23 protein-coding genes and 1 pseudogene are annotated in these 20,837 nt (G+C 72.9%); 12 read left to right on the top strand and 12 right to left on the bottom strand.

The genetic code is table 11. The features are described from left to right. Positions 1–47 precede the first annotated feature (47 nt). Entirely contained in the window at positions 48–302 is a 255-nt protein-coding gene (locus OG252_RS32215) for an SDR family oxidoreductase (protein WP_266439404.1), read from the bottom strand. Between the two features lie 169 nt (positions 303–471). On the opposite strand from OG252_RS32215, the gene OG252_RS32210 reads away from it, so the two are divergent. Together OG252_RS32210 and OG252_RS32205 are read left to right on the top strand one after the other, a co-directional pair. Next, complete coding sequence (locus OG252_RS32210; protein WP_266439403.1) at positions 472–1,053, top strand: hypothetical protein; 582 nt, start codon at positions 472–474, stop codon at positions 1,051–1,053. Between the two features lie 226 nt (positions 1,054–1,279). Further along, on the top strand, positions 1,280–2,239 hold the full coding sequence (locus OG252_RS32205) for a D-2-hydroxyacid dehydrogenase family protein (RefSeq protein WP_266439399.1): 960 nt from the start codon (positions 1,280–1,282) through the stop codon (positions 2,237–2,239). A 9-nt stretch (positions 2,240–2,248) separates the two neighbouring features. Here the strand turns inward: OG252_RS32205 and OG252_RS32200 are convergent, their stop codons facing one another. Further along, positions 2,249–2,839: a DUF2087 domain-containing protein gene (locus OG252_RS32200; protein ID WP_266439398.1), complete on the bottom strand. Its 591-nt coding sequence runs from the start codon at positions 2,837–2,839 to the stop codon at positions 2,249–2,251. 195 nt (positions 2,840–3,034) lie between these two features. Here OG252_RS32200 and OG252_RS32195 point away from each other — a divergent pair, with 195 nt between their 5' ends. Further along, entirely contained in the window at positions 3,035–3,361 is a 327-nt protein-coding gene (locus tag OG252_RS32195) for a chaplin (protein WP_266439396.1), read from the top strand. Between the two features lie 94 nt (positions 3,362–3,455). Here OG252_RS32195 and OG252_RS32190 read toward each other — a convergent pair whose 3' ends face one another. The 8 genes from OG252_RS32190 to OG252_RS32155 form a co-directional block, all read right to left on the bottom strand. After that, positions 3,456–4,322, bottom strand: a complete 867-nt coding sequence (locus tag OG252_RS32190) for a tyrosinase family protein (protein WP_266439394.1) — start codon at positions 4,320–4,322, stop codon at positions 3,456–3,458. Continuing rightward, positions 4,306–4,812: a tyrosinase family oxidase copper chaperone gene (locus OG252_RS32185; protein ID WP_266439392.1), complete on the bottom strand. Its 507-nt coding sequence runs from the start codon at positions 4,810–4,812 to the stop codon at positions 4,306–4,308. The genes OG252_RS32190 and OG252_RS32185 overlap by 17 nt, the downstream gene beginning before the upstream one ends. Positions 4,813–4,990: 178 nt before the next feature. Beyond that, positions 4,991–5,506, bottom strand: a complete 516-nt coding sequence (locus OG252_RS32180) for a hypothetical protein (RefSeq protein WP_266439391.1) — start codon at positions 5,504–5,506, stop codon at positions 4,991–4,993. A gap of 141 nt (positions 5,507–5,647) precedes the next feature. After that, the gene (locus tag OG252_RS32175) at positions 5,648–6,256 is read right to left on the bottom strand and encodes a vitamin K epoxide reductase family protein (protein ID WP_329340460.1); all 609 of its coding nucleotides are present in this window, start codon (positions 6,254–6,256) and stop codon (positions 5,648–5,650) included. Continuing rightward, positions 6,256–6,753 carry a DUF5949 family protein gene (locus OG252_RS32170; RefSeq protein ID WP_266439389.1) on the bottom strand — a complete coding sequence of 166 codons (498 nt, stop codon included), beginning with the start codon at positions 6,751–6,753 and terminating at the stop codon, positions 6,256–6,258. The genes OG252_RS32175 and OG252_RS32170 overlap by 1 nt, the downstream gene beginning before the upstream one ends. A gap of 190 nt (positions 6,754–6,943) precedes the next feature. Further along, complete coding sequence (locus OG252_RS32165) at positions 6,944–7,231, bottom strand: hypothetical protein (RefSeq protein WP_266439388.1); 288 nt, start codon at positions 7,229–7,231, stop codon at positions 6,944–6,946. A gap of 104 nt (positions 7,232–7,335) precedes the next feature. Further along, positions 7,336–8,061 carry a hypothetical protein gene (locus OG252_RS32160; protein ID WP_329340457.1) on the bottom strand — a complete coding sequence of 242 codons (726 nt, stop codon included), beginning with the start codon at positions 8,059–8,061 and terminating at the stop codon, positions 7,336–7,338. 189 nt (positions 8,062–8,250) lie between these two features. Next, positions 8,251–8,490: a chaplin gene (locus tag OG252_RS32155; RefSeq protein ID WP_266439384.1), complete on the bottom strand. Its 240-nt coding sequence runs from the start codon at positions 8,488–8,490 to the stop codon at positions 8,251–8,253. A 226-nt stretch (positions 8,491–8,716) separates the two neighbouring features. Here OG252_RS32155 and OG252_RS32150 point away from each other — a divergent pair. The 9 genes and pseudogenes from OG252_RS32150 to OG252_RS32110 form a co-directional block, all read left to right on the top strand. Then, a pseudogene (locus OG252_RS32150) lies at positions 8,717–8,851 on the top strand (DUF3344 domain-containing protein); the annotation flags it as partial. A 48-nt stretch (positions 8,852–8,899) separates the two neighbouring features. After that, entirely contained in the window at positions 8,900–10,078 is a 1,179-nt protein-coding gene (locus tag OG252_RS32145; protein WP_329340455.1) for a glycosyltransferase, read from the top strand. After that, entirely contained in the window at positions 10,075–11,499 is a 1,425-nt protein-coding gene (locus tag OG252_RS32140; protein WP_329340453.1) for an exopolysaccharide biosynthesis polyprenyl glycosylphosphotransferase, read from the top strand. Before OG252_RS32145 ends, OG252_RS32140 begins: the two co-directional genes overlap by 4 nt. Positions 11,500–11,503: 4 nt before the next feature. Further along, a complete protein-coding gene (locus tag OG252_RS32135; RefSeq protein ID WP_329340451.1) occupies positions 11,504–12,859 on the top strand; it encodes an O-antigen ligase family protein in 1,356 nt (451 codons plus the stop codon). Next, positions 12,856–14,541 carry a murein biosynthesis integral membrane protein MurJ gene (murJ, locus tag OG252_RS32130; protein ID WP_329340449.1) on the top strand — a complete coding sequence of 562 codons (1,686 nt, stop codon included), beginning with the start codon at positions 12,856–12,858 and terminating at the stop codon, positions 14,539–14,541. The genes OG252_RS32135 and murJ overlap by 4 nt, the downstream gene beginning before the upstream one ends. After that, entirely contained in the window at positions 14,525–15,277 is a 753-nt protein-coding gene (locus OG252_RS32125) for a polysaccharide deacetylase family protein (RefSeq protein WP_329340447.1), read from the top strand. Before murJ ends, OG252_RS32125 begins: the two co-directional genes overlap by 17 nt. Further along, positions 15,278–16,432 (top strand): glycosyltransferase, encoded by a 1,155-nt coding sequence (locus tag OG252_RS32120; protein ID WP_329340445.1) that lies wholly within the window; start codon positions 15,278–15,280, stop codon positions 16,430–16,432. After that, on the top strand, positions 16,429–17,085 hold the full coding sequence (locus tag OG252_RS32115) for a lipopolysaccharide biosynthesis protein (protein ID WP_329340444.1): 657 nt from the start codon (positions 16,429–16,431) through the stop codon (positions 17,083–17,085). Before OG252_RS32120 ends, OG252_RS32115 begins: the two co-directional genes overlap by 4 nt. A 193-nt stretch (positions 17,086–17,278) precedes the next feature. Continuing rightward, positions 17,279–18,406: a GNAT family N-acetyltransferase gene (locus OG252_RS32110; protein WP_329340442.1), complete on the top strand. Its 1,128-nt coding sequence runs from the start codon at positions 17,279–17,281 to the stop codon at positions 18,404–18,406. A 28-nt stretch (positions 18,407–18,434) separates the two neighbouring features. On the opposite strand, the gene OG252_RS32105 is transcribed toward OG252_RS32110, so the two are convergent. Continuing rightward, positions 18,435–19,703 (bottom strand): glycoside hydrolase family 26 protein, encoded by a 1,269-nt coding sequence (locus tag OG252_RS32105; RefSeq protein WP_329340440.1) that lies wholly within the window; start codon positions 19,701–19,703, stop codon positions 18,435–18,437. 215 nt (positions 19,704–19,918) lie between these two features. Next, positions 19,919–20,722 (bottom strand): chaplin, encoded by an 804-nt coding sequence (locus OG252_RS32100; RefSeq protein ID WP_329340438.1) that lies wholly within the window; start codon positions 20,720–20,722, stop codon positions 19,919–19,921. Positions 20,723–20,837: the final 115 nt, after the last annotated feature.

The raw sequence follows: 20,837 nt of genomic DNA, 5'->3' as shown, positions 1-20,837 counted from the left end.
CCCGACACGAACGCGAAAAACGTGGTCGGCCCTGGGCTCCCCGCGTCTCACCTGGTGTCGACTATGCCGCCGGTCACGGCGATCACCTCGCCGACCGTGTAGCTGGAGTCGGCGTCGGAGGCGAGGTAGACGTACGTCGGTGCGATCTCCTCGGGCTGGGCCGCTCGGGCCAGTGGTGCGTCGCTGCCGATGTGGGCCAGACCGTCCGGCGGCATGTTCTGGTCCGCCTCGTTGAGCGGCGTCCAGGTCGGCCCCCGGTGCCACCACGGCGGGCGGGCGGGCGTACGTACGCGCGCCGTCATTCCCCCCACCGCGTGCCCGATGCGGCGGCAGCCAGTCACGCGACGGTGGAGCCCAGCTGCCCGAGGCCTCGTGCAGCGCAGTGTGACCGGGCCCTTCGGGGTACTCGGCCGACGTCGGACGCCTCCGACACGCCTCCGACACACCACCGAGCGCAGAGGGAGAGGTGTCATGGACGACCACCGGAGCCGAACCGACAGAAATCTGCTCGGCATCTACCTCAACGATCACCTCGCCGGTTCCACCCTCGGCGTGGACCGGGCCCGGATGCTCGCCGACGCCGAGTCCGAGCGTGACCCCGAGCTCGCCGATACGGTGCGTCCGATCGCCGAAGAGATAGCCGAGGACCGGGCGAGCCTGCTGCAGATCATGCGGTCTGTCGACGTCCCCGTACGCCGCTACAAGATCGTCGCGGGCCGGCTGGCCGAGCGGGCGGGCCGGCTCAAGGCCAACGGACGGCTCGTCCGCCGTTCCCCGCTCACCCCCATGCTGGAACTGGAGCTGCTGCGCCTGGGCGTGGAAGGGAAGGCCGCCGGCTGGCGGACGCTGCGCCGGCTCTCCGACGCCGACCCCGGCCTCGATCCCGCACACCTCGATGACCTGCTCGAACGCGCCCACCGGCAGCTGGACACGCTGGAACAGCTGCGCGTGCGACAGATCGCGGAGACCTTCCGCCGGACCGACGACCGGACCGACGACCAGGCCGACGACCGGGCCGACGACCGGACCGCCCCCCAGGAGTCACGCTCCTGAGCGACCACACCCCCTCCCAGGCCGAGGGCGAGCCCGACGCCCCCGACACCCGGAACACGGCCGACGAGCCCGCTCCGGACCATCCGACGCCGTCCCAGGCCGAGGGCGACCGCGACGACCTGCCTGACGACGCAGCCGCCGACGACTCCTGAATCCGGCCTCTTCCCCTCACGCGTGTACCGTCACGTCACCGACGAGAGGCGAGCGGCGAGAGGGGAAAGACGACGTGCGACTTCGCTGTGCGGTGCTGGACGACTTCCAGGGGGCGGCGGCCCGGTCGGCCGACTGGTCGGCGGTCGAGGAGGAGGTGGAGGTCGTGGCGCTGCGCGAGCACCTCGCCGACGAGGACGCCCTCGCCGCGGCCCTCGCCGACGTCGACATCGTGGTCACCCTGCGCGAACGCGTGCCGTTCCCGGCCTCGTTGTTCGCCCGGCTGCCCCGCCTGAAACTGCTCGTCGCCTCCGGCATGCGCAACTCGGTCATCGACTACGCCGCCGCCGAGGCCCACGGCGTCACCGTCTGCGGTACGGCCAGCTCCTCCACCCCGCCCGTCGAACTGACCTGGGCCCTGCTGCTCGGCCTCGCCCGCGGGATCGTCGAGGAGAACAACGCCCTGCGCTCGGGCGGCCCTTGGCAGCAGACCGTCGGCGCGGACCTGCACGGCCGCCGCCTGGGACTGCTCGGCCTCGGCAAGATCGGCAGCCGGGTGGCCCAGGTCGGCCTCGCCTTCGGCATGCGGGTCGGCGCGTGGAGCCAGAACCTCACCAAGGAGCGGGCGGACGAGGTGGGCGTCGAACTCGCCCCCTCCCTGCCCGACCTCCTCACCACCGCCGACTTCGTCTCGGTCCACCTCGCGCTCGGCGACCGCACCCGCGGTCTGCTCGGCCCCGCCGAACTCGCCCTCCTCAAGCCGACCGCCTACCTGGTCAACACCTCGCGCGCCGCGATCGTCGACCAGGACGCCCTCCTCGCCGCCCTCACTGAGGGCCGCATCGCCGGCGCCGGAGTCGACGTCTTCGACACCGAGCCCCTCCCCGCCGACCACCCGATGCGCACGGCCCCCCGCCTGCTCGCCACGCCCCACCTCGGCTACGTCTCACGCGCCAACTACGAGACGTACTACGGCCAGGCGGTCGAGAACATCCAGGCGTTCCTGGCGGGTTCGCCGGTACGACGGCTCCCCTGAAGCGGGCGGTCAGGCGATCTCGGCCTCCGCGGCCTCCGCGGCCTCCGCAGCCGCCTCCGGCCGCCGGTAGACGCCGTCGCTCCGGCGCAGTTGGTGCAGGTCCACCAGACAGCGCCGGAGCGTCACATGGTCGGTTTCGCCGTCCTCGCACCAGGCCCGCAGCTTCTCGTCGACGGCCCGCTCCGGGTACTCGACGCCCGGCTCGAAGGACTGCTCGGCGATGTGCCGCAGCACCAGCTTCTTGCGGGTCCACTGCGCGGGCAGCCGGAGCAGCCGCCCGTCCCGGACGAAGGTCCGCAGGATCATGTCGGTCCGCTCGTCCCCGCTGGAGGGAGTCGCCGTCGCCTGTCGCCCCGCCGCCCCCTCCCGCGCCCGTTCCCGGAACAGGTCGTACGCCACCCGAAGTGCCCCGTCGTCCCCCGCCGTCACGACGCCCTGCTCCCGCAGCCGAAGCAGCGCCAGGGCCGCGTCCTTCGCGGGCAGACCGGCCGCCCGCGCCACGTCCGCCGGGCTCCCCGCCCCCAGGGCCACTGCCGCGAAGGCGCGCGCCCGGCTCTCGTCGGCGAACAGACGGATGAGGGTCATCTGGTCGGATTCCATGCCGGGAGGCTAGTGAAGGGCCGGGCACGACCCAAGCCATTTTCCCGGGCCCCGGTTCCGCCGCCGCAACCGATCCCCTGTTCAAAAAGGGTGATCCGCGCATGATCGCCGTTACCAGGCGTGAGCGGCGGCGTTGAACGGAAAGTGCGACGGCACGTCCTGCCGTCGCGCTCACCGAGTCAGAAGGAGAACGTGATGTCTCGCATCGCGAAGGCAGCCGGTGTGGCACTCGGCACCGGTGCCGTGGTCATCAGCGGCGCCGGCCTGGCCATGGCGGACGCGGGAGCCCACGGCGCGGCCGTCGGCTCCCCCGGCGTCCTGTCGGGCAATGCCGTCCAGGTCCCGATCCACGTTCCGATCAACGTGTGCGGGAACAGCGTCAGCGTTATCGGCCTGCTGAACCCGGCGTTCGGCAACACGTGCGCCAACGTCAGCGACCACAAGGGCAAGGACGGCAACTCCGGCCCCGGTGGCCACCACGGTTCCAACGGCTCCAACGGCGACACCGGCTACGGCAGCTGACCGTCCGTAAGCAACCCCGCAAGAGCCCCGGCATCTCCGAGCGCCGGGGCTCTCGCACGTCCGGGGGCACTCCCCGACGAGCTGGGCGGACGAGCTAGGCGTACCGGTAGATCCGCCCGTGGTCCTCCAGCTGGTCCGGCGTCACGTCCCACGGCGGCAGCTTCTCGTGCCGGGCGACGATCCGCCCGCGCTGCTCGCTGCCCGGACCCGGCGGTTTCGCGGGCAGGTACCGGTGCGCGCGGTGCCGGCGCTGCCAGCGGGACCAGCACAGGTCGACGAAGGCGTGGTGCATCCAGAAGACCGGGTCGTTGACGGACGCGCCGCCGAGCATGACCCCGCCGACCCAGCGGTGCACCCGGTTGTGGTTGCGCCAGGCGGAACTGCCGCGCCCCGTGCCCCACCCCTCCAGTTTGTTGCGGAACCCCTTGGTGACCGTCGAGTCCCAGGGCGAGACGTCGTAGACGGGGTCCTTCATGGCCCACTCCAGTTCGCTCCGCGTCGGCAGCACGATCGGGTCGCGGGCCCGCCCGAGGTCCCGGGTGAGGAACTCCTCGTCGGTGATGCCCTCCGTGATGGTCCAGTTGCCCTCCTTGTAGGCGAACGGCCCGGTCGTCACCTGCCGGTCCGAGCGCCGCCCGTTGCCGCCGAGCAGGTCCTTGGTCCAGGGCACGGAGGAGGTCGTACGGTCCTTGGTCCAGTCCCAGTACGGCATGCTCACCGACGGATCCACCCGGCGCAGCGCCCGCTCCAGCTCCAGCAGGAACCGGCGGTGCCAGGGCAGGAAGGACGGCGTCATGTGGGCCGTGCGCAGTCCGCCCTCGCCGTCGCCGACGTAGTACTCGATGTGCATCCGCACGAACTCGTCGTACTCGCCCCGCCGTTTGACCTCCAGCATCGCCTTCACGAACCGCCGCTTCTCGGCGGCGGTCAGTGTGCTGACGTCCTTACGCGTGTACGCCATGGTGTCCCCCCGCGTCCCCGTGTCCCCCGATCGTCCCCGGGGCGCGCAGCCGCTGCCCCGGCCCCAGTTCGTCGACGGCGGCGCGGGCGGCCTCCAGCGGAGTGGCGTACGACCGGTAGTGGTCGACCATGCTCAGCCAGGTGCCGTCGGCGCGGCGCATCAGGTGCAGCGGGGTGCCGTCCACGGTGACGTGCCACTGCCCGTCGAAGGTGCGTCCCCCGGCGGTCGCGGAGGTCACGGAGGTCGCCGAGGTCAGGACGCCCCGGATACGGCGGCCCTGATACGTCTCGTCGAAGGCGACGTCCCCGGGCGGCCCGTCCGCGCCCGGCGGCCGGGAGGCCGCGACGACCGGAGTGAGGGCCAGGGCGACGGCCGGGGCGAGCAGCCCGCGCAGCAGGTCCCGCCGGCTCCCGCGCGCGGGCCCGCCTCTCGCCGGGCTCGACGCCGAGGACTCGGCACCCACCGGTACTCCGCCTGCGCTCACGACCATGGTCTGCTCCTCGTCCGATTCGGTTCTCTGCAGCGGTAACCGCCCGGCGGCCCGCCCGGTCACCGTCCGGCGGCCCAAGAGGTGAAAGCGGGGCCCGGACAGCCGAGGGGCCCGAGCCGCCGCACGCGGTCCCGGGCCCCTTCCGGCCGGCCGATACGGCCGCCGCAGCGCTACGGCCCTACAGGCCGGGCCCCGCCACCAGGTCCGCCCCCGGCACGGTCTGCAGCACCGGCGCGAGCAGGCCCACCTGCGGCAGCTTCGGCTCCGGCAGGCCGAAGTTGTCGGGGTTCGGGGCGGTCAGCGGGGCGTCCAGGCTCAGACCCGGCGCCAGCGTGCGCAGGTCGGAGGCGGGCGCCTCGATGCCCACGTGGTCGAAGTCGTCGCCGAGGAGGTGCGGCAGCGGGGCGCGCAGGTCCACGCCGGGCAGCGCGCCGCTGAGCGGCAGCTGCGGGATCACCCGCTCCGGGATGAGGCGCCCCTCGACGTACTGCGGCCCCTCGGGCGCGCCCGGCGTCAGCAGGGGGATCTCCCCGCCGACCTTGGGCAGCTCCATGTTGAGGGAGTGCTCGACGCCCTCCAGCGGCACCGGCACGGGGACCGTGTCCACCGCTGCGGCGGGGGTCGCGGTGGCCCCCACCGCGGCCGCGACGCCCGCGATGACGGCGGCAAGGGTTCCTCGGGTGGTCGACTTCATGTCAGGTACGGTCCCTTTCGGAATTCGGCGGATCGGCGGATCGGCGGATCGGCGAGCTCAACGCCCGTACCGCGTAACGATCCCGAACCGTCCACCAGCGCAAGATTCCCCCGACTGCCGCAGTAGTACGACGTACGGAAGTCAGCTCGTCCAGAAGTCCCACCAACGGGTCAGGATCAGCATTCCGACGACTCCGAGGTGCAGCAGCGGCGGCACCCAGGCGAATTCACCGAAGAAAGCCCGCAACCATTCCGGTGCGGGCAGGAATTCATTCCGTACGGCGAATGAGGTGACGTACCAGAACATGAGGATCGTGGCGATCCAGGCGAGGCAGCACCACAGGCACAGCGCGTTGATCCGGTACAGCGACTCGAACTGGAGCCACGACACGAATCCGACCCCGAACAGACAGCCGGCGCCGAGTGTCAGCCAGTACCAGCGGGGGAAGGCCGCGCCGGCCAGCAGGCTCATGCCGACGCAGATCACGATGCCGTAGGCGACCAGGCCCAGCATCGGGTTGGGGAACCCGAGGGCCTCGGCCTGGTCGCTCTCCATGACGCTGCCGCAGGACACCACCGGGTTCAGGCTGCAGCCCGGGGTGAAGTCCGGGTCCTCCAGCAGCTTGAACTTGTCGAGGGTGATGACCCAGGAGGCCAGCAGCCCGGCCGCTCCCGTGATCACCAGCAGCAGGGCGAGGCCCCGGCCGGACCCGGCCGCCGTCCGTGTGCGCTGTCCCGCGGCGGCGGTCATCAGCCGCGCAGGCTGCGGGCCGGCAGCACGATGTGCGCCGCCGCGTTCAGAGTGTCGTCGGCACCCGCGAAGGCCGCCAGCGCCTCCGGGTCGACCGGCTTGCCGGGCTCGGCCTCGGGCCAGGGGCGGGTGGTGAACACGAAGTAGGCGAAGCCGCGTTCGCCGACCGCGGCGAGCCACTCCGGGGGCGGGGTGCACTGGGCGTTGAAGCCCGGCATGGTGACGACGGCCGTACCGGCCTCGACCAGCAGGCTGACCGGCAGACTGGGCCGGGACTTGCCGTCGACGAGGTCGCCACCGACCGGCAGGCCGTTGTTCTCCAGCAGCGCTTCGACGGCGGCCGTCGAGCCCTCCGGGCCGTGCTCGCCGTCCCCGAGGCAGTAGGCGAGCAGGTAGGGCATGTCGCCGTCGGGGGCTTCGCCGCTCCAGGCCATCACGACGAGCGTGCCCAGGTCGGGGGCGTGGAATGGGAGGGTTTCGCTTCGGGTTGAGGTCACCGCGCGACCCTATCGACGGACCGGAATACGCCGACCGTGTTCTCACCCGACCGGGCGATTGCCCCTTGCCTGTCCACACGAACGAGGGACGCGCCTCGAACAGCGCGAAGGGCCGATTCCGTACGCCACGGAATCGGCCCCTGGAAAGCCTCGGAATACGTCAGCGCCGCATACGTCAGCGCCGCATACGTCAGCTCTGCAGCGGAAGTCCACCGAGAAGCCCGCCGGAGTTCAGCGTGGTGGTCGCACCCTTCACCGAGTTGAGGACGGAGTCCTTGTTCTCGGTGTCGAGCGCGTCCGACTGGTGCTGCAGCGGCATCGCGTCGGCCGGCTGGAGGTCCCCCTTGGTGAGCGTGTTCACGGCGCCGTTGAGGCTGGTGGGCGTGAGGTCGGCGGCGTCGTGGGCGAACGCGGGTGCGGCGGCACCGGCGAGGACCAGGGAACCGGCAACGACAGCGGCAGCCTTCAGGGACTTCATCGTGTTCCTTTCTTCGGCAACTCAGGTCACCAGAGGAAATTCTGACGCCGTGCCTAACGAGCCCCGACCGGAGCGGAAACCCCGTTCCTCATCCTCATATGAGATCAGGAGGCGGGCAGCACCCCGGACGTCGGCAGGCCCGGCAGGGTCGGGGCGGGCAGTTTGCCGCTCAGCAGCGTGGCGGAGACGACGTTGACGAGGCCGGTCAGCACGCCGGTGACGGCCGGCTCCACCTGGGCGGCATCCCCGGAGGTGACCGCCTTCAGCAGGGTGTCGACCGCCTTCTGCAGCCCGGCGAGCGCGTCGGCCACGAGGTCGGCCGGGAGCAGCTCGACGGCCGGCGCCTGGGAGTCGCCGCTCTTCGTGAGCGTGGGCAGGGTCGGCAGGGTGCTCGTCGGCGTGGTGGTGCCCGGAGTGGTGGTGCCCGGAGTGGTGGTCGTGGGCGCGGTCGTGTCCGGCAGGGTCTCCGGAGCCGCCGGAGCCGCCGGAGCCGCCGGAGCCGCCGGAGCCGCCGCGGTCACCTTCACGATGGCGTCCTTGACGGCGTCGCCGAGCTTGGTCGCCTCCTCGGCGGTCAGCTGCCCGTCGTCGGCCTTGAGCACGGTGCTGAGCAGATCGGTGACCGGAGTGAGCACGCCGCCGAGGTCCGCCAGGCCCTTGACCTGGGCGAGGAGCGCGTCCGCGCCGGGGACGGGGGCACGGGGCGCCGCCTGGACACTCTCACCGGCCGGCTCCCTCTCGATCGCCACCACGGCCGGGGCGGCGAGGCCGAGGAGGAGGGTGGCGCAGACGGCGGAGGAGGCGATGCGCCGTGCGGGCAGACCACGCATGGGTGTTCCTTTCGAGGTGCGTCTCGAGGTGCGTCTCGATGTGCGTCGGATCGTGAGCCCACCGTGAAAGCGCCCACCGCGCCCTGCAACCGTTCGAACACCTCGGGCGAGTCGAGGGACACGCGAACCGGCCGCCACCCCGGGGAAGAACCACGGGAGGACGGCCGGTGAAGCGGTCGCGCGCCGACGTCAGTCGTTGACGCAGGTGTTGCCGAACGCGGGGTTCAGCAGACCGATGATGTTGACGGTGTTGCCGCAGACGTTGACCGGGATGTGGATCGGAACCTGGACGACGTTGCCCGACAGGACGCCGGGGGAGCCGACGGCCTTGCCGTCGGCGCCGCTGTCGGCGGCGGCGATGCCGGCGGTGCCCGCAACGGCGGCAGCCGCAACGGAGGACAGGACCAAGCCCTTCGCGATACGCGACATGGAGAGGTGCTCCTTGGGGGTTGACGCTCATCCGGGCGGGGATGCCCGGCGCTGTGTCAACGCGCGCCGCTCGCGCGGGTTGTGCCGCCAATGGAGTGATCCAACCGGAGGCCCGACTTCACCGTTCCGACACACTTGTCGAGTTTCGCCGGATAAATACTGACAGCGGCTAGAGTTGCGGACCTCTTGAGGCACCCCTATAGCCAGTAAATCGCACTCTTCTCCGGGAAGGGCGACGCCGGTGTTCGAACTCGACAAGGCGCTGCGGCCGGGCGGTGACCAGCTGGCCCACCGGCTCGTTTCCCAGCGGGACGCGGCATGGGCCGGTGTGCTCTTCGCCGCCGCAGACGCCCGCACGTAGGCGCGTTCCCGCCCGTCCGAGCGTCGTCCGTGAGCGAGGAAACCGCGCATGCACCAGCCAGCACCCGACCGCCCCCGGCCGCGGGTCCTGCACCTCACCCAGCCCGTGGACGGCGGGGTCGCCCGGGTGCTGACGGACCTGGTACGCGCCCAGTTGACGGCCGGTCTGCACGTCACGGTCGGCTGCCCGGACGGCCCCGTCGCCCCGACCCTGCGCGCGCTCGGCGCGGACGTACGGCACTGGCACGCGACGCGTTCGCCGGGTCCGGCGCTCCTCGGAGAGGTACGGCGGCTCGCTCGTGTGATCGAGGACGTACGACCCGAACTGGTGCACGCCCACAGTGCGAAGGCCGGGCTGGCCGGGCGGCTCGCCGTGCGGGGGCGGATCCCGACCGTCTTCCAGCCGCACGCCTGGTCGTTCGAGGCGGTCGGCGGGGTCACCTCGGAGCTGGCGCTGCGGTGGGAGCGGTGGGGGGCGCGCTGGGCGTCCCGGGTGGTGTGTGTGAGCGCGGCGGAGCGTGCGACCGGCGTGCGCGCCGGGGTCGCCGGGCGCTGGAGCGTGATCCCCAACGGCATCGACCCCGAGCGTTTCCACCCCGCCGCCGCCGACACCGTACGGGCCTCGCTGCTCCCCGATGTCGATCCCGCGGCGCCGCTGGTGGTGTGTGTGGGGCGGCTGTGCCGGCAGAAGGGGCAGGACGTGCTGTTGCGGGCCTGGGAGGGCGTCCTCGCGCGGGTGCCGGGCGCCCGACTCGTGTTGGTGGGCGACGGCCCGGACCTGGACGAACTCCGGTCCCGTGCACCCGCGTCGGTGCTGTTCGCGGGCGCCGTCGCCGACACCGTGCCCTGGTACCGGGCCGCCGATCTGGTCGTCCTGCCGTCGCGCTGGGAGGGCATGGCCCTGGCACCGCTGGAGGCGATGGCGTGCGGGCGGCCGGTGGTGGTGACGGACGTGGACGGCGCCCGGGAGAGCCTGCCCCCGGGGCTCGCGCCGCACTGCCTCGTCCCGCCGCAGAACCCGGCCGCGCTGGCCGGGGCCGTCACCGGCCTGCTGCTCGACCCGCCGCTGCGCGAGTCGCTCGGCCACCAGGGGCGCCGTCACGTCCTGTCCACGCACGACGTGCGGCGCACGGCCGAGGCGGTGGCGGGCGTGTACCGCGACGTGCTCGGCGAATCGGCCGCCACGCTCGCCGTGCCCACCGAGTACAGGGAGTCCATCCACTCGTGACTGCGGAAAGCACCGTCCCCTCGCCCGGTGGGCAGCCACGGGATCTCGGATCCTCGCCCGTCTCCGTCATGCCGCCGCGCGGCGCCCCCGCCGCCTTCCGGATCCCCGCCCGAAGACCCCCCGCCAGACCCGTCTCACCCCTCCCGCTGCTCGCCGCGGACGGTGTCGCCGCCCTGGTCGGCGCTCTGGCACTGACCGGCACCCAGCGCCGGCCGCTGCTCGTCGCCCTGCTGGTGGCCGCGTCGCTGCTGCTACGGCCCCACATGCCCCGGTCCGTTCCGGGCGTCCTCGACGAACTGCCCGCCGTCTGCGCCCGCATCGCCGTGGCCTGGCTGGCGTCGGCGGCGCTCGTGGCGGCGTACGCGCCCCACCACGCGCTCTCCGTCCGCACGCTCGCCCTGGGTTTCCTGCTCCAGACGGCGGCCAGCGGTGCGGGGCGCGCTCTGGTGCACCGGCGGCGGCACGCGGCGCGGCTCGCCCGGCCGCGCGCCGCCCTCGTCGTCGGCCCGGCGGCGACCGCGCAGCGCGTGGCCGCGGCCGTCCTGCGGCATCCGCGGTGCGGGGTGCGGCCGGTGGGGGTCGTGACCGAGCAGCCGGACGGCAGCGACGGGCTGCCGGTGCTGACGAGTGGCGAGGAGGTCGAGCGGGCCCTCATCCAGAACGGTGTGCGGGACGTCCTGGTCGTCCATCCCTCCGTACGGTCCCAGCAGGGGCCGCTGCTGCGCGCGCTCGCCCAGTCGGGCTGCGCGGTGTGGGAGGTCGACGCGGACTCGCCGTCGTACGGCACGGGGGAGCGGCTCGCCGGGTTCTCCTGCCGACGGCTCGAACTGGGCTCACGGGAGCGCGGCAGCGTCGGCAAGCGGGAGCTGGACGTGGCCGTGTCCGGGACGCTGTTGCTGCTGGTCAGCCCGCTGCTGCTGGTGTGCGCGGTGGTGCTGCGGCTGACCGGCGGGCCGGGTGTGGTGTTCCGGCAGGAGCGCGTCGGCCGGGACGGCGAGCCCTTCACGCTGCTGAAGTTCCGCACCCACCGCCCGGTCGACGAGCACGAGGCGGCGACCCGCTGGAGCGTGGCGAACGAGCACCGCATGCCCTGGTTCTGCCGCTTCCTGCGCCGCACCTCCCTGGACGAGCTGCTGCAGCTGTGGAACGTCTTCCGGGGCGACATGAGCCTGGTCGGCCCGCGCCCGGAACGCCCGTACTTCGTCGCCGAGTTCAGCCGGACCCACCCCGGCTACGCGGCCCGCCACCGCATGCAGACCGGCATCACCGGCCTCGCCCAGATCCACGGCCTGCGCGGCGACACCTCCATCGAGGACCGGGCCCGCTTCGACAACGCCTACATCGACACCTGGTCGTTGTGGCAGGACATCTGCATCCTGCTGCGCACCGCGGCCGCGCTCCTGCGCCCGACGGGGAGCTGAGCACATGACACCTCCGCCCGTCCGGACACTGTCCCCCCTCCTACCCGTCCTGCCCGTCCTGCCCGTGGTGGCCGTGATCGCCCTGCTCGGGCTGCCGCTCGGCCCCGGCGGCGAGGGCGGCGCGGGCCCCGCCGACGCGCTCTCCGCGCTGGTCGTCCTGTACTGCGCGGTCCGTCTCGTACGGGACCGGCGGCGTCCCCTGTCCCGTACGGCCGCCGTACTCCTGGGCCTCCCCGTGGTCGGGCTGGCGGTGGCCGCGATGGGGGCGTCCTCGCCGGGGGCCGGGCTCACCGGCATGGGCCGCTATCTCCAGGTGTTCGTGCTGGTCCCCGCGGCCGTGCTGCTCCTGATCCGCGACCGGGGCGACGTCCGGCTGCTGGCCTGGTCGTTCGTGGGGCTCGCCCTGTGGCAGGGGGCGATCGGCCTGCACCAGTACGCGACCGGGACCGGTGCCTCCTACCAGGGCGAGGAGATCAGGGCCGTCGGCACCTTCGGGGCGCAGGACGTGATGGGCATGGCGACGGTCGTCTCCCTCGGCCTGGTGTGCGCGGTGGGGCTGGCGCTGGGGCGTACGTGGGTACGGCAGCGGGCCGTTGCCGCCGGGTGCGCCGTGATCCTGCTGCTCCCGCTCGCGTTGTCCTTCAGCCGCGGGGCGTGGATCGCCACGGCGGTGACGTGCGCGGTGCAACTGGCGCTGGCCGGGATGCGGCGGGCGCTGAAGGTGGCGGCGGTCGTGGCCGCGGCGGGCGTGATCCTGGTGGGCGGGTTCGGGATCGGTACGGCGATGCTGCAGGAGCGGATCACCAGCATCACGCAGGTCACCGACGCCCCCGACCAGTCCGTGACCGACCGGTACGCCATGTGGGCGGCGGCCGTCGGCATGTGGCGCGAACAGCCGCTCACGGGCGTCGGGTTGAAGGGCTTCCCCGAGCACCGGGACACACACGCCTCACCGGCGCTGTCCTCGGGCAGCGACACGGAGGGCGCGGGCGCGGCCTTCCGCAGGCAGCCGCTGCTCTCCCCGCACAACATGTACCTGCTGATCCTCGCCGAACAGGGGCTCATCGGGCTGCTCGCGCTGGGCGGAAGCTGGCTGGCGCTGCTCGCGTGCGGTCTGCGGCGGCTGTGCCGCGTCCGGAGGGAGGGGCGGCCCGGCCTCGACTGCGGGCTCGTCGCCTGCGGGCTGCTGGTGTGGCAGCTGACCGACTTCGCGTACGCCGACATCGGCGGCCAGTCCACCGTGCTGACGGCGGTGTGCTTCGGGCTGATGGGGTGGTGGGGGACGGCAGGGGGCGGCCTCCGGGGCGCCTCGGCCGGGCGACCGGTCGGCGCGTACGCGGAGAAGGCAGCCGCGCGATGAAAGTGACGCCCTCCCAGCCGCCGCCCCGGACCGACCCCGAGGGTGCGACCGTCCCCCCGGCCCGCACCGCGGACACCGCCGAACTCGCCCCTGCCTCCAGCACCTTCCTCGCCAAGGCCGCCCTCGTCACCGCCGTCCTCTCCGTCGCCGGAGCCGTCCTCGGCCTGGTCCGCGACCAGGCGCTGGCCCGGCTCTTCGGGGCCGGCCGGGAGACGGACGCCTTCCTGGTGGCCTGGACCGTTCCGGAGTTCGCGGCCACGCTGCTCATCGAGGACGGGCTGGCCTTCGCGCTGGTCCCGGCGTTCAGCCTGGCGCTGGCCCGCCGTGCGCAGGGCGCCGCCGGGGACCCGGTCCGCGCGCTGGTCGCCGCCACGCTCCCCCGGCTGTCACTGGCCTTCGTCGCCGTGTCCGCGCTGCTCGTCGCCGCCGCCCCCTACCTGGTCCAGGCCCTGGCACCGGGCCTGCCCGACCCGTCCCTCGCCGTCGACTGCACCCGGATCACCGCGCTGTGCGTGCTGGGCTTCGGGCTCGCCGGCTACTGCAGCGCGGCGCTGCGGGCGCACCGGCGGTTCCTGGCGCCGGCGGCGATCTACGTGGCGTACAACACCGGCATCATCACGGCGATGTACCTGCTCGGCGGGCAATGGGGGGTGCGCTCGGCGGCCGTGGGCGTCGCGGTGGGCAGCGGGCTGATGGTGGCGGTCCAGCTTCCGTCGGTGTGGCGGAGATTGCGCCGCAAGGAGGCGGTGGTCCAGGAGGAGCCCGTCGAGACGCCCGACCGTGCGGTGACGCTGGCGCTGGTCTCCTCCGTCCTCCTCTTCGCGCTGTGCCGGCAGTCCCAGGTCCTCATCGAACGGTTCCTCGCCTCCACCCTCCCCGCCGGCGCCATCTCGCACCTGAACTACGCGCAGAAGATCGCCCAGATCCCGATGACGCTGTCGCTGATGCTGTGCACGGTCACCTTCCCGGTGGTCGCGCGGGCGCTGGCCGAGGGCGACATCGAGCGGGCCCGCGACCGGGTGGAGCGGGACCTGGCGCTGGCCGCGTGCATGGTGCTGGCCGGGGCGGCGACGGTGATCGCCTGTGCCCCGCAGATGGTCGAACTCCTCTTCCAGCGGGGTGCGTTCACCGCCGAGGACACGGCGGCGACCGCGAACGTCATGCGCGTCTACGCCCTCGGGCTGCTCGGCCAGACCCTGGTCGGCTGTCTGGTCCGCTCCTACTTCTCGGCGGGCCGCCCCACCTGGTACCCGGTCGGCGCGATGACCGTCGGCATCGTCGCGACCACCTGGCTCGGCGCCTGGGCGGTGGGCTCCTGGGGCGTCACCGGCATCGCCGCCGCCAACGCGGCCGGCATCACCGTCACGGCCACCCTGCTCCTCGCGGGCATGGGCCCGCGCAGCGTCCCGATCCGCACCCGGCGGGTGCTGACCGAGCTGAGCCGGCCGGTGCGGGCGGCGGCCGTCGCCACGCTCTCGGGCGCGTTCGTGGCGAGCCGGATCGAGGCGCCGGTGCCCGGTCTGGCCGCCGGTGCCGCGACGGTGGCCGCCGTCTTCGCCCTGCTCGCCCAGGCCCTGGGCGCCCAGGCCCTGGGCGCCCAGGGTTTCGACCCTGTCCGCCACTCCGTACGACACCTCACACGCACCGTCACACGAAGGCTCCCGCATGGCCGCAACCGTTGACTCCGCCCGCGCCACCACGCACGCGAGACCCGCCCCCTGGGTGGCCATGTATCACTCGGTGGGCGACTGCTCCGACGACCCGTACCGCATCACGGTCACGCCCGAACGGCTCGACAGCCAGCTGCGATGGCTCCGCGCCCGCGGCCTCAAGGGCGTCTCCATGGCGGGCCTGCTCGCGGCCCGCGCCCGAGGCGAGGGCGACGACCTGGTCGGGCTCACCTTCGACGACGGCTACGCCGACTTCACCGAGCACGCCCTGCCCGTACTCCACCGCCACGGCTGCGGCGCCACCCTCTTCGTCCTGCCGGGCCGGGCCGGCGGCGACAACGCCTGGGACCCACTGGGCCCGCGCAAGCCGCTCCTCACGGCCGACGGCATCCGGCACGCCGCCGCCGAGGGCATCGAGATCGGCTCGCACGGGCTGACGCACGTCGACCTGACGACCGCGGACGCCGTCACGCTCAAGGCCGAGGTCGTCGAAAGCCGGGCGGCCATCGAGGTGTTGACCGGGACTCCCGTCGTCGGCTTCTGCTACCCGTACGGCACAGTCGACCGACGCGCCCTCGACGCCGTACGCGAGGCCGGTTACAGCTACGCCTGCGCCATCGACCCCGGCCCGCTGGGCGACCGCCACGCCCTTCCCCGCCTGCACATCGGCCAGAACGACACCGCCGTACGCCTCTACCTGAAGTACCGGCTGCACCGCCTGCGGCGCCGCCCGGTCGAGGGGGTCTGAGTGAAAGCCCTGCATGTCATCACCGGCCTCGGTGTGGGCGGTGCCGAGCAGCAACTGCGCCTTCTGCTGCGGCACCTGCCCTTCGACTGCGACGTCGTGACACTCACCAACCCGGGCGCGGTCGCCGACGGACTCGTCGACGACGGCGTGCGCGTCACCCACCTCGGCATGGCCGGCAACCGCGACCTCGCGGCCCTCCCCCGCCTGGCCCGTCTGATCCGCACCGGCGGCTACGACCTCGTGCACACCCACCTCTACCGCGCCTGCATCTACGGCCGGCTCGCCGCGCGTATCGCGGGGGTACGGGCGATCGTCGCCACCGAACACTCCCTCGGCGACTCGCAGATGGAGGGCCGCAGGCTGACCGCCGGAGTCCGCGGCCTCTACCTGGCCAGCGAACGCCTGGGCCGCGCGACGGTCGCCGTCTCCCCCACGGTCGCCGCCCGCCTCAAGCACTGGGGCGTACCGGCCCCCCGTATCGAGGTCGTCCCGAACGGCATCGACCTCGACCGCTTCCGCTTCGACCCGGCACAGCGCCTGCGCACCCGCCGGCGTCTCGGGCTGCCGGAGACGGCGTACGTCATCGGCGCCATCGGCCGCCTGACGGCGGGCAAGCAGTTCGCCGTCCTGATCCGCGCCCTCACCCAACTCCCGGACGACCACTGGCTGTTGCTGGTCGGCGGCGGCCCCGAGGAGAGCGTGCTGCGCCGGACCGCCCACGAGGCCGGGGTCGCCGACCGGGTGCTGTTCACAGGCGAGCGCCCCTACGTCCCCGACGGCTCCCCCGGCCCCGACCTGCCCTCCCTCACGGCGGCGATGGACCTGCTGGCCTCCCCGTCGCCCGAGGAGGCCTTCGGCCTCGCGGTCGTGGAGGGGCTGGCGGCCGGACTGCCCGTGCTCTACGCCTCCTGCCCGGCGATCGAGGACCTGCCGGCGCACACCGCGTCCGCCGCGCGCCGCGTGCGAGGCGGCCCGGAGGAGTTCGCGCGGGCCATCGCGGAGGCCCGCGCCCAAGGCCCCCGCCCGCGCACCACGCCCGACGCCGCCCACCACTACAGCATCACCCGCAGCGCCGCCCGGCTCATGGACGTCTACGCGGCCGCGGTGGCCGCCCCTTCCGTGTCCCCGTCCCCCCAGGGAGTCAGTTCCTCATGACCGAGAACCCCACCGGACCACGCCGCCCGGCCACCGCCCTGGCCCGCGCCAGAGCCCTCCCGCCCTGGTCCCTGATCGCGGCCGGCGTCCTCGTCGGCGGCCTGGTCGGCGGCGGGTACGGCCTCGTCAAGCCGCCCGCCTACACGGCCACCAGTTACGTCGTCGCCGTACCGACCGAGAAGTCCGACCCGGCGTCCGCGCTCGGCTTCGCCACGGCGTACGGCCGGGTCGCCACGCAGCTCGCGGTGCTCGGGGACGCCCAGGTGTGGGCGGGGGTGCCGGTGCGGACGCTGAAGCAGAGCGTGCGCACGGCGACCTCGCCGGACGCGCCGATGGTCGCCATCACGGCCACCTCCTCCCGCCCCGACCTCGCCGCCGACATGGCCAACGCCGTCTCCCGCGCGCTGACCCGGCACGCGAACGACGCCCAGGCCACCACCAACGTCGAACTCCAGCAGTTCGCCCGCGCCACCCGGCCGACCGAACCGTCCTCGGCCTCGGCCGCGGTGACGGGCCTGGTCGGCGCGAGCGCGGGCGGACTACTCGGCGGCCTCGCACTGCTGGTCCGGCCGAGGCGGGCCAGTGAAGAGGCCGGGCGCTCGGCATCAGTGCCGGGCCCGGCCGTCGCTGCCGACGTCCACGGCCAGCTTTGAACCCTCCCCCTCGTGAAGAAGGGGGATCCCTGGCTCACGCTGCTCGACCACTCAGCGAGCAATCGAGTCTGACGCGATCAACACCAGCCGGGTTGGAACCAGCCCGGTTTCCCCAATGATCGGAGTTTGCTGTGCCGGCTTGGCTCTCGCTGGGCACGCGCCGACGCTACCAGGCACGTGGACGGGTCATCCTGTGAATCCGACGTACTCGACAGAACTCGTCTCCGACCAGGGCTCCTTCGCCGAACTGGCCGATGACTGGGGCGCGTTGTACCGGCGGTGCGCCGCCGCGACCCCGTTCCAGAGCCACGCCTGGCTGCACTCCTGGTGGCTGTCGTACGGCAGACGCGGCCGGCTGCGGCTGGTGCTGGTCCGGGACGGCGGCGAACTCGTCGCCGCGGCACCGCTCATGCGCGTCGGCCGCCCGGTGCCCTCCCTCGTACCGCTCGGCGGGGCGATCTCCGACTACGGGGACGTCCTCCTGGACGACGAGCGCGGTGAACCGGCGGTGACCGCGCTCGCCGAGGGACTCTCCGCCGCCGCCCGCACCGCCCTGATCGACCTCCGCGAGGTACGCCCCGGTGCCGCCGCCGAGCGGATCTACGACCACTGGCGCGGACCCCGGCGACGGGTGACCGACTCGGTGTGCCTGGAGCTGCCCGCCCTGCCGATGGACGAGCTGGTCAGCCGGCTGCCGGCGGCGAAGACTCAGCAACGGGCGCGCGCCAAGCTGCGCAGGCTGGCCGCGCTCGGCATCGAGCGTCAGGTCGTACCGCCGGACGAGGTCGACAAGGCGCTGCGGCGGCTCATCGAGCTGCACCAGTTGCAGTGGCAGGGCCGGAAGGTGACGTCGGAGCATCTGCGGCTCCGGTTCTGCGAGCATCTCGTGCGGTCGGTCGGGCCGATGGTGCGCTCCGGCGACGCCGTGGTCACCGAGTTCCGCCTGGAGGACGACGTGGTGGCCGTGGACCTGACGCTGCTGTCGCGGCGGCTTGCGGGCGGCTATCTGTACGGCGCCCATCCGTGCCTGCGGGAACGCAGGGCGGACGTGGCGGTGATGCTGCTCGACGCGTGCGCCGAGCACATCCGGGGAAGCGGGCGCGGTGTGCTGAGCCTGCTGCGCGGCAACGAGCCGTACAAACACCACTGGCGGCCCGAGACGGTCGTGAACCAGCGGCTGTTGCTCGCCCGTCGGCACACCGCCCCGTTGCTGTCCGCGGTCATGTGTGACGTGGCCGCGCGGCGGCGGGGCAAGGAGCTGCTGCTGCACTGGAACGGGTGGCGGGAGCGGAAGGAGCGTGACGGTGGCGGCAGGTCCTGACCGGACCTGCCGCCCCTGACCTGTCGTCCTACCGGTTGCGCGACCACCAGTCGAAGCGCAGGCACAGCTTTCCGCCGAGCCAGTACTCCACCCAGTCGCCCAGGTCGAGCGGTGAGCAGTTCGGCGGCGGGGTGGTCGGGGTGGGGGGTGCGGTGGGTTCGGTGGGCTTGGTCGGCTCTGGGGTCGGGTCGGTGCGGCCGAAGAGCGCGGACCGGTAGACCTCGGACGACTTGGGGTTGTCGTCGCACTGCCAGACACCGTGCGGGCAGTAGTCGGTCACCGTGTTGTACAGCGGCTTGTGCTCGTCCATCCACGCGAGCATGCGGCGCATGTACTCGGAGTTGTCCCCGTTGCGGAACAGACCCCATTCCGGATACGAGATGGGCTTCTTGTGGGCCTTGGCGAAGTCCACGTGTTCCTGGAGGCCGTAGGGCTCTTTGATCTGTTCGTCGAACGTCAATCCGGAGGGCTGGTCGTAGGAGTCCATCCCGATGATGTCGACCGTGTCGTCACCCGGATAACACTGCGTCCAGGGAACGGCGTCCCGGCCGCGGGACGGCGTGAAGTCGAACCGGAATTTCTGCCCCGGCACGGCCCGCATCGCGGTGACGATTCTGTTCCAGTACTTCTTCCAGGCCTCCGGGTCGGGCCCGCACCGATGGGTGTACGTGATGCCGTTCATCTCCCAGCCGAGCACGATGACCGTGTCCGGCACCTCCAGCTCGACGAGCCGCTCGGCGAGCTTGCGGAAGTGGTGATCGAACTGTCCGGCCGCGCCCTGCCGCAGCAGCTGCCGGACTTCGGCGTCGGAGACGTGGTCCTCGTTGCGCTCCAGCATGGGCACGTTGAGGACGAACATCCGGTCGTCCTGCTCCCGCCGCCAGTCCGCCCACACGTCGAGGAAGCCGGGGGCGCCCTCGATGTTGCTCCAGCGGTCGCCGGGCAGATAGGTGTGGCCCACGCGCAGCTCGGCGTTGCCCAGCCAGCGGCTGAGCTCGGAGATCCGGGCCACGCCGCGGGGGCCGTAGTCGAGGTAGGCGCCGAAGGCGGAGCCGTCGTCGCCCTTCTCGGGTGCCGTGGGTTCTTTGGTGGGCGGAGTGGTGGGACCGGTCGGGTCGGCCGGGATCGCCGGGGTGAGGGGCGCCGGGGTCACCGCGGGTGAGGGAGCGGGAGGATCGGCGGCCCGCACCACCCCCGCGGCGACACCCGTACTCGACGCCAGGGCGGCCGACGCGGCGACGGTCGCCGCGATGAACGCCGGCCGTCGTGAACGGGACCGTCGCTGCTGTGAGGCCATGCCTGCTCCTTTCACCGCGCGTTTCCAGCTGTCACCGAACTCTCGATAAGCGGCTCGATAGCTGACACTCAGTCATATCAATATGACTTCCGCCACTGTGGTTACGGCTTTCGAGTGCTCGTATGGCCCGCACGAGTGAATCGCAGGAATCCGGCACCCACGCCGGACACACGAAGGTGCCGGGCACAAGGCGTGCCCGGCACCTGGTGTACGCGCTACCGACGGGACGCGGCTCGGCCTCGTCGGTACAGCACAGCCCCGCTGACGAGCAGCGCGGCACTCACTCCCGCGGCGGCCAGCACACTCTCGCTGCCGGTTTCGGGCAGGGTCGGTGGCTTGCCCGGAGGTGTGGTCGGAGGGTGCTCCGGCCAGGTGGGCGGGGGCGTGTTCGGCGGCGTCGTCGGAGGGTGCTCCGGCCAGGTCGGCGGAGGCGTGTGCGGCGGCGTCGTCGTCGGAGGGGGCGTCGTCGGAGGGTGGTGCGGCGGCGTCGTCGTCGGAGGGGGCGTCGTCGGAGGGTGGTGCGGCGGCGTCGTCGTCGGAGGGGACGTCGTCGGAGGGTGGTGCGGCGGCGTCGTCGTCGGAGGGGACGTCGTCGGAGGGTGGTGCGGCGGCTTCGTGGGTGGGGTTGTGGGCGGTGTGTGCGGGGGCGTCTCCCCGTAGCCGCCCGGCGTGTCCCCGTACCCGTCGTCCGCGTGGTCGTCCGCACCGGCGCCGGACGAACCGTACGGCCAGGACTCCGAGAAGCCGGGCAGGTCCTCGTCACCGTGGTCCGCGCCGCGCTCGCCGCTCTCGTGCGAACCCGAGTCGTTCGCGCAGGAGTTGCCGAACACCGGGTTGAGCGCGGCGACGACGTCCACGGAGTTGCCGCAGGCGTTGACCGGCACGTCGACCGGAACCTGCACGCTGTTGCCGGACGCGACGCCCGGCGAATCCTTGGCGGCCCCGCTCGCGTCGGAGTCGGCGAGGGCGGAGCTGCCGCACAGGGACAGAATGCTCGTCGCGGCGGCGGCCGCGACCATTCCCCTACTCAGGGTCTGGCGCAATCTCGTTGTCTTCCTGCTCGAAGAAGTGGGAAAAGCCGGCCCCGGAACGAAAATGGACGTCCCGAGACCGGCCGAGGCACAGCCGAGCGGC

The sequence above is a fragment of the Streptomyces sp. NBC_01352 genome (assembly GCF_036237295.1).
GTDB lineage: Bacteria > Actinomycetota > Actinomycetes > Streptomycetales > Streptomycetaceae > Streptomyces > Streptomyces plumbiresistens.
Note: the sequence above shows the minus strand (reverse complement) of the source record. Positions and strands in the feature narration are given on the sequence as shown.